Source organism: Mesorhizobium sp. M7A.F.Ca.US.005.03.2.1, from assembly GCF_003997795.1.
Taxonomy (GTDB): Bacteria; Pseudomonadota; Alphaproteobacteria; order Rhizobiales; family Rhizobiaceae; genus Mesorhizobium; species Mesorhizobium ciceri.
On the sequence record NZ_RZRP01000257.1, the window covers coordinates 1 to 7416 of the forward strand.

Consider the following 7416-nt stretch of genomic DNA (forward strand, 5'->3'; position numbering starts at 1 on the left):
GTCGCCGATACGGTCGATGCCATGGAAGACGGTAGGCTGAAGCTGTTTGGCCAGGAAATCCATCTTCTGGGCCGCCCCTGGCAGGAAAGCCGCCATGTCGAAGTCTTGGCCAGGCTCGCCGCACGCAACGGCCGGCTGGTGCCACCCGGCGAGTTCATTCCGGTGGCCGAGCGGTTCGGCATCGCGTCGCGGCTCGATCGCTGGATCATCCGCACCGCGCTGTCGCGGCATGGTGCCGCCTTGCGTTCGGGGGCGCTGACGCTTGGCTTCAATCTGTCGGCGCAGACGCTGAGCGATCCGCAGCTTTGGGACTTCGTCGACAGCGTCATAGAAGAAACCGGGGCGCCGCATTCGGGCATCGGCTTCGAGATCACCGAAACCGCCGCCGTCACCAATTTCGATGCCGCCGAACAGTTCGTGCGCAAGGCGCGCGAGCGGCGCTGCCGGGTCGGCCTCGATGATTTCGGAGCCGGCATGAGCTCGTTCGAATATCTCCGGCGGTTCCCCGTCGACACGATCAAGATCGACGGTTCCTTCATCGAGCACATCACGCAAAGCCGCTTCGACCGCGAGATCGTGCTGGCCATCACCAGCATTGCCCGTAGCCTCGGTTGCGACGTGGTCGGTGAGAAGATCGAACGGCAGGACACGCTGGCCATGTTGAGCGACATGGGGGTCGCCTTCGGCCAGGGATTTTTGCTGCACCGGCCGGAGCCGCTCGAGCGAATTGTCGCGCGCGCAACCAAGGGAGCGACGGCCCGCAAGGCATCGTGATCCGGGTGCGGCGAGTTTCAGGCCAGGCCGGACTGGCCTGAAACTCGACACTTTCTATCCGGTTCGCCGCGCCGTCGATTGCGGGAACTCCAGCACTCCAGCCTCGGGTCGCCTGTGCTGCGCCTCCGTCACCGCTTCGATCAACAGATCGAGCGCGTCACAGGCGGCACGGCTCGTCTCGTCATTGCCTTGCAGATAATGATAGGCGCGTTCGAGGTGGATGCGGGCGGCTGAAAAATCGCTGGTCAATGGTCCCTCCATGATCCCGCCCTAAAAAGAGCTTGCCGGAGACGAGGGAACGCCGGGTAAATATCCACAAGCGGCTTTTATTCAAATGCCGCCGAATGTTGTGAGCAGGCGCGCGGCGTTGAAGCTGCCGATCTCCCCTACGAGGGGGAGATTGGCAGTTTCAACGCCGCACAGCTACACTGCGGCCCCTTGCGCAAGGTGACATCGATGATCGTCCAGGCCTGCATCAACGGCGCGCGTCCGCGCGATTTCCACCCGAAGCTGCCGCTGACCGCCGAGGCAATGGCCAGCGATGCGGCAGCCTGCGTCGCCGCTGGAGCGGCCGAACTGCATATCCATCCGCGCGGCACCGACGGACGCGAAAGCCTGGCAGCCGTCGACGCCACGGTGCTGGCGGTGCGCCGGACCTGCCCGGGAACACTGGTTGGCGTGTCGACCGGCGCCTGGATCGAGAACGACGTCGAGCGGACCCGCGCGGCGATCGCCGGCTGGCGAGACCTGCCTGACTATGCTTCGGTCAACCTGTCCGAACCGGATGCGCCCGCCGTGATGGAGTTGCTGCGCCAGCGTGGTGTAGGCATCGAGACGGGGCTTGCCGTCGTCGCCGATGCCGAGCGCTTCGTAGCGCTTCCCGGCCACAACCAGGTGCTGCGCAATCTGATCGAGATCGACATCCCCGATCTGTCCGCTGCACTCGATGAAGCGCATGGCATCGCCGCCGTACTCGAGCGCGCCGGGGTACGGCAGCCGATCCTGCTGCATGGCGTCGACACGACTGTCTGGCCCCTCGTCGAGCTTGCGCATCGCCAGCGCTGGTCGACACGGGTCGGTCTGGAAGACGGCAAGACGCTCGCCGATGGCAGGACGGCCAAGGACAATGCGGAAATCGTCGCTGCCGCCGTGGCGATCTTTCGCGGTGCGCCCGTCGTTGCCTCATAGGCAAGCGGCTTGACGTCTCCGTGCGTGCGAAGGTCTCACGACAAAGGTCGTCGCTCTCCAGCATCCAGCAACCATTGCCGCACGGCTTGCGTCGGCTCGGGATGGCGCTGTTTTCTCGGCATCACGACATAAAAATCCTGCGTGCCGCGCATTTCGCCGCTGACGGGCTGAACCAGACGGCCGGCGGCGAGGTCGGCGGCGACGAGAAAGCGGCTGGCCAGCGCAATGCCCTGGCCGGCCACCGCCGCGTCGATGGCGAGGCCGGTCTGGTTGAAGCGCATGCGTTTGAGTTCGGTCGTCATCTTCAGGCCGACCGCCTTTTCCGTGAATTCCGGCCACAGATTGTGGGCATCGTGCAGCAGTACGTGGTGCTGGATTTCGGAGGCCGCGATCTCGATCGCGCCGGCCGGCAGCAGGGCCGGGCTGCACACGGCGACGATCTGCTGGGGAAACAGCAGGTCGACGACCAGCCCGGCGCCGAAGGGTGGGCGGCCCTGCCTGACCGCGATGTCGACGCCATCGGCCTGGAAGCTCGACAGGCTTTCGCTGGCCAGTACGCGCAGGTCGACCAGCGGGTGGTGCGCGACGAAGTCGTGCAGTCTCGGGATAAGCCATTTGGTGGCGAAACTCGGCGTCACGCTGATCGTCAGCCGCGCCGGCTCGGGACGAAGCAGCAGCGTCGCCTCCGAGATCAGGTCGAAGGCGCGGCGGATGTTGGGGACATAGGCGCGGCCCTCATCGGTCAGCGCCAGGCCGCGCGGCAGCCGCTCGAACAGCTTCGTGCCGAGATCGGCCTCCAGCCCGCGAATGTGCTGGGCGACCGCCCCTTGCGTGACGTTGAGCTCTTCGGCCGCGATGCGGAAGTTGAGATGACGCGCCGAGGCTTCGAAGGCGCGCAGCGCATTCAACGGCGGCAAGCTGAGGAAGGTTTCGGGCATGCAGTAGTTTTTCTACAGGTTGATTTCAGGCATTCTGGTTCGAACCGACGGGGAAAACCAGCTATATCGACGCTCAACTCCCGAAAACACCGCTTGCGGTGCCCGCAAACCCTGAGAGGAAAATCCGATGAGTGTAGAAAAAGTAGCTGTGGTGGTGGCCGGCGGCAGCGGCATGGGGGCGGCGGCGGCCAAGCGGCTGGCGGCGGACGGCTTCAAGATTGCCATTCTTTCCTCTTCGGGCAAGGGCGAGGCGCTGGCCAAGGAGCTTGGCGGGCTCGGCGTCACCGGCTCCAACCAGTCGAACGACGATCTGCACCGCCTCGTCGACCTGACGCTGGAGCGCTATGGCCGCATCGACGTGCTGGTCAACAGCGGCGGCCACGGGCCGCGTGCGCCGATCCTCGAGATCACCGACGAGCAATGGCACACCGGCATGGACGTCTACCTCCTCAACGTCATCCGGCCGGTGCGCATCGTGGCGCCCCAGATGGTCAAGCAGAAGGGTGGGGCCATCATCAACATCTCGACGGCCTGGGTGGTCGAGCCGAGCCCGATGTTCCCGACGTCCGCCGTGTTCCGAGCCGGCGTTGCCGCCTACACCAAGATCTTCGCCAACACCTATGCCGCCGACAATGTGCGCATGAACAATGTGCTGCCCGGCTGGATCGACAGCCTGCCGGCCACCGAAGAACGCCGCGACTCGGTGCCGATGCAGCGCTACGGGACTTCGGAAGAGGTCGCCGCGACCATCGCCTTCCTGGCGTCGGAGGGCGCCGGCTACATCACCGGCCAGAACATCCGGGTCGACGGCGGCATTATACGCGCTATTTGAGGGCGTCGGCCGGGAGGGGATTCCGGCATCTCACCCCAAGGAGCAAATAATGCGGCTTTTGATACTCGGCACCGGCTGGATGGCGCAGGAACATGCCCGGCGCTTCAGCGCCATCGAGGGCGTCGACATTGTCGGCGCAGTCGATGTCGATCCGGCGCGGGTTGGCGAGTTCGCCGACAGCTTTGACATTCCCAACCGCTTTACCGCGCTGGAGGAGGCGCTGGCATGGGGCGAGTTCGACGCGGTGGCCAATGTCACGCCCGACCGCATCCACCACCCGACCACCATGGCGCTGATCGCCGCCGGCAAGCCGGTGCTGTGCGAAAAGCCGCTGGCCGAAAACTTCGGCAAGGCGACCGAGATGGCCGATGCCGCCGAGGCTGCCGGCATCGTCAACATGGTGAACCTCACCTATCGCAATGTGGCCGCGCTGCAGAAAGCGCGCCAGATGGTGCAAGCGGGCGAGATCGGCACCGTCAGGCATGTCGAGGCGTCCTATCTGCAGAGCTGGCTGGTGTCGAAATTCTGGGGCGACTGGCGCACCGATCCGAAATGGCTGTGGCGGCTGTCGCGCGGCCACGGTTCCAATGGCGTGCTCGGCGATGTCGGCATCCACATCCTCGATTTCGCCAGCTATGGCGCAGCCGTCGACATCGACCATGTATTCTGCCGGCTGCGCGCCTTCGACAAGGCGCCCGGCAACCGCATCGGCGACTACGGACTCGACGCCAATGACAGCTTCGCCATGACGCTGGATTTTTCCAACGGCGCCTTCGGCGTGGTGCATGCCAGCCGCTGGGCAACAGGCCATCTCAACGAACTGCGTCTGCGCATCTATGGCGAGAAGGGCGGCATCGAAGTGGTGCACAATCTCGACGGTTCGACGCTCAAGGCATGCGTGGGGGAGAATGTCGAGAACGCCATATGGGAAGAGCGCGACCCCGGCACGGTGGAGACCAACTACCAGCGTTTCACTGACGCGGTGCGCACGGGCGTGCAGGCCGAACCGTCCTTCCGCCATGCGGCCGAATTGCAGAAGGTGCTGGATCTGGCCGTGGTGTCGGACGAGAAGCGGGCGGAGCTGAGAGCGAACGCGGAAACGCGGTGAGGGCTCGCACCTCGCGCCCATACCGCAGTAGCTGGAAGGGGCCGAGTTCTGTCAGACTCCCCTCTGCCCTGCCGGCCATCTCCCTCGCAAGGGGGGAGATCGGCAGCTTCAATTGCTGCTCCTGGTAAGTCATCAGTGCCCGCCTCCTGATCCGTGTCAGGTGGCTTCAGGGGCCGGTCACGAGCGAAAAAACCAGTTTCTGCAAATTCCCGCCATTGCCGAATTCGATACGGTCGAAGTCGCGGCTTGCCTGCACCCGCGCCTTCGAGATCGCGTCGAGCCGCTTGACCACCTCGGCCCTGGTCTTGCTGCATTCGGGATCGTCGGCGACGGTCAGGCCGTCCGTCGCGGCTTGGATGTCGTGGACCATCTGGACCATGCTGGCGCCATGCACCTTCTCATGGGCGGCGACGCCGGCGATGAAGGTGTCCCAGTTCTTCTGGACGGCCGGCGGCAGGGAGCGGGAGGGTTTCGGCAAAGTGTAGGTGACGATCAGCTTCGGCCGCCCGGCCGTCAGCACGCAGTCCTTGCCGCTGGGCTTGTAATCCCTTAGCCCCCAGGTCAGCTTGAAATTGGTGTAGGCGATGGCGCGGGCAATGCCGAGCTTTGGCCCTTTCTCGCCGATCGAGCGGTAGAGTTCGGCGCCGGACTGGCCCGAGATCGCGTAGGGCTCGATCTTCTCGACCGGCTTCCACTCGGCATGAGCGGTGAGCGGCAAGGCCAGCAGGGCGGCAAAGGACAGACACAGGCGAATGCAGGCTCTCAATCCAACTCTCCGCGAAACAGGACCGGCTGCCGCAAGGGGCAATGCCATCGGATCGCTTTTTCCTATATGCTGGCGACGGGCGCTGCAAATGCCCTGAAGGCAGTCAATTGGGGGAGCCATGAGAGTTGCACATCTCGTCGTCGCCGGTGCGGTAGCGGTCCTGCAGGCCGCGCAACCGGCGTTTGCCGCGTCGTGCGGCGGCTGGAGCGCCAGGATGGAGGAAGACGAGGGCGGCAGCGTGCTGACGGCCTCGGTCTGCGGCGGGCCGAAAGGCGATGCGTATCTGATGCTGACCTGTTTCGACACGCCGGTGCTGAGCTACGATCTCGGCGCCAACGGCCAGCAATTGGAGCCTGGCATCAGCGGTTCGTTCGCGTTCAAGGCCGACGGCAAGACGGTAACTAAGGCGCTGCAGCTGGAGGCCATGTACAACTACTTCGTGGTCAACCTGGCGAAAGCCGATCCGCTGCTCGACCTGTTGCGCGGCAAGGGCGATGTGTCGGTCAGTTCAGCCAAATATGGCGAGATCAGCTTTCCGCTGAAGGGTTCAAGCGCGGCCATCGGCAAGGTGCTGGCGCAGTGCGGCAAGGCCCAGCCCGCCGATGGGGATTGAGGACTTCGTCATCCGAGGGCCTCCGAGACGGAGCTGCGCTCCTGCTTCGCCCTAGGATTGTTTGAGCAGGATCAGGTAGTTTGGCGGCCGGGACTGCGGCCCATCACCCCACCCAGTCGTACCGTCGCGGCCATCAGTTCCTCGTCCGAAAACCCGGAAAAACCCAGCACCAGGCCTTGCCGGGACGCCCCGCCGATGAACATCGAGGACAAGGCCCTGGCGCCGACACCTGCCGCCTTCGCCGCCTCGACGATCGCCGTGTCCGGCCCGGCGTGCTTCAGCGTCGCCATCAAGTGCAGCCCCTGTTCGGGCACGGTTACTTCGAGGGCATCGCCGCAATGCGTCTCGAGGCCGGCGACCAGCACGTCGCGCGCGGCTTGCACCCGGCGGCGCACGCGCCTGAGATGCGCGGCGAAATGGCCCTCGTTCAACAGGTCGGTCAGCGCGCCTTCGGCCAACGTCGAGGGGAAGCGGTCGGAGCGCGCCCTGACCGCCATGACGGCATCGAGCAGCGCTTCGGGCACCACGACATAGCCGATGCGCAGGCCGGGGAAGAGGATTTTCGAGAAGGTGCCGAGATAGGCGACACGGCCCGAGCCGTCCATGCCCTGCAGCGAGGTCAGCGGCGGGCCGGCATAGCGGAACTCGCTGTCGTAGTCGTCCTCGATGATCCAGGCATCGTTGCGCCGCGCCCAGTCGAGCAAAGCGAGACGGCGGCGCATCGTCATCGTCACGCCGAGCGGATATTGATGCGAGGGCGTGACATAGGCCGCGCGCGCCTTGGAGCACAGGCTTTCGCCGATCTCGGGATCGAGCCCTTCCGCGTCGACGGGTACGCCAAAAACCCTGGCCCCGCTGCCGGCCAGCACGGCGTGCGCCATGGGATAGCAGGGGTTTTCGATCCAGACGGCATCGCCGGGACGAAGTGCTGCACGCACCAGGAGATCGAGCCCCTGCTGTGTGCCCGACGTCAGCACGATCTGGCCGGCGTCGCAGCGCACGCCGCGTGCGGTCCTGAGATAGGTGGCAATTGCCGTGCGCAGCGGCAGGCCGCCGCGCGGATCGCCATAGCGGAAATGCTCCGATCCGGGGCGGGTGAGGTGGCGCGACAGAAGGATGCGAAACATATCAAGCGTGCGCGGATCGGAGACCGCAACGCCAAGGCCGCAAGGTAGCGACGCCGCGACCTCGATCTCC

General features: G+C 65.2%; 9 protein-coding genes. 5 read left to right on the top strand and 4 right to left on the bottom strand.

What is annotated here, in order from left to right; translation table 11 throughout:
- On the top strand, positions 1–774 hold a 774-nt coding region (locus tag EN991_RS16000), incomplete at its 5' end, for an EAL domain-containing protein (RefSeq protein ID WP_164769108.1).
- Positions 775–828: 54 nt separating this feature from the next.
- Here EN991_RS16000 and EN991_RS16005 read toward each other — a convergent pair.
- A complete protein-coding gene (locus EN991_RS16005; protein WP_024501638.1) occupies positions 829–1023 on the bottom strand; it encodes a hypothetical protein in 195 nt (64 codons plus the stop codon).
- A gap of 207 nt (positions 1024–1230) precedes the next feature.
- Here EN991_RS16005 and EN991_RS16010 point away from each other — a divergent pair, with 207 nt between their 5' ends.
- Complete coding sequence (locus EN991_RS16010) at positions 1231–1962, top strand: 3-keto-5-aminohexanoate cleavage protein (protein ID WP_127369119.1); 732 nt, start codon at positions 1231–1233, stop codon at positions 1960–1962.
- A 35-nt stretch (positions 1963–1997) separates the two neighbouring features.
- Here the strand turns inward: EN991_RS16010 and gcvA are convergent, their stop codons facing one another.
- Entirely contained in the window at positions 1998–2900 is a 903-nt protein-coding gene (gcvA, locus tag EN991_RS16015) for a transcriptional regulator GcvA (RefSeq protein WP_127369120.1), read from the bottom strand.
- A gap of 127 nt (positions 2901–3027) precedes the next feature.
- Between gcvA and EN991_RS16020 the strand changes: the two genes are divergently transcribed.
- Both EN991_RS16020 and EN991_RS16025 read left to right on the top strand, forming a co-directional pair.
- Positions 3028–3732: an SDR family oxidoreductase gene (locus tag EN991_RS16020; RefSeq protein ID WP_013530747.1), complete on the top strand. Its 705-nt coding sequence runs from the start codon at positions 3028–3030 to the stop codon at positions 3730–3732.
- A 49-nt stretch (positions 3733–3781) separates the two neighbouring features.
- A complete protein-coding gene (locus EN991_RS16025) occupies positions 3782–4840 on the top strand; it encodes a Gfo/Idh/MocA family oxidoreductase (protein ID WP_127366159.1) in 1059 nt (352 codons plus the stop codon).
- A gap of 166 nt (positions 4841–5006) precedes the next feature.
- Here the strand turns inward: EN991_RS16025 and EN991_RS16030 are convergent, their stop codons facing one another.
- Positions 5007–5606: a DUF922 domain-containing protein gene (locus EN991_RS16030; RefSeq protein WP_027160753.1), complete on the bottom strand. Its 600-nt coding sequence runs from the start codon at positions 5604–5606 to the stop codon at positions 5007–5009.
- 118 nt (positions 5607–5724) lie between these two features.
- On the opposite strand from EN991_RS16030, the gene EN991_RS16035 reads away from it, so the two are divergent.
- A complete protein-coding gene (locus EN991_RS16035) occupies positions 5725–6219 on the top strand; it encodes a hypothetical protein (protein WP_244506842.1) in 495 nt (164 codons plus the stop codon).
- Between the two features lie 71 nt (positions 6220–6290).
- On the opposite strand, the gene EN991_RS16040 is transcribed toward EN991_RS16035, so the two are convergent.
- The coding region (locus EN991_RS16040) for a PLP-dependent aminotransferase family protein (protein WP_164769109.1) at positions 6291–7416 on the bottom strand (1126 nt) is incomplete at its 5' end.

What these genes read in the sequence shown, in the direction of transcription:
- EN991_RS16010 (WP_127369119.1), top strand. Translation starts at nt 1,231, where the DNA reads ATGATCGTCCAGGCCTGCATCAACGGCGCGCGTCCGCGCGATTTCCAC.
- gcvA (WP_127369120.1), bottom strand. Translation starts at nt 2,900, where the DNA reads ATGCCCGAAACCTTCCTCAGCTTGCCGCCGTTGAATGCGCTGCGCGCC.
- EN991_RS16020 (WP_013530747.1), top strand. Translation starts at nt 3,028, where the DNA reads ATGAGTGTAGAAAAAGTAGCTGTGGTGGTGGCCGGCGGCAGCGGCATG.
- EN991_RS16025 (WP_127366159.1), top strand. Translation starts at nt 3,782, where the DNA reads ATGCGGCTTTTGATACTCGGCACCGGCTGGATGGCGCAGGAACATGCC.
- EN991_RS16035 (WP_244506842.1), top strand. Translation starts at nt 5,725, where the DNA reads ATGAGAGTTGCACATCTCGTCGTCGCCGGTGCGGTAGCGGTCCTGCAG.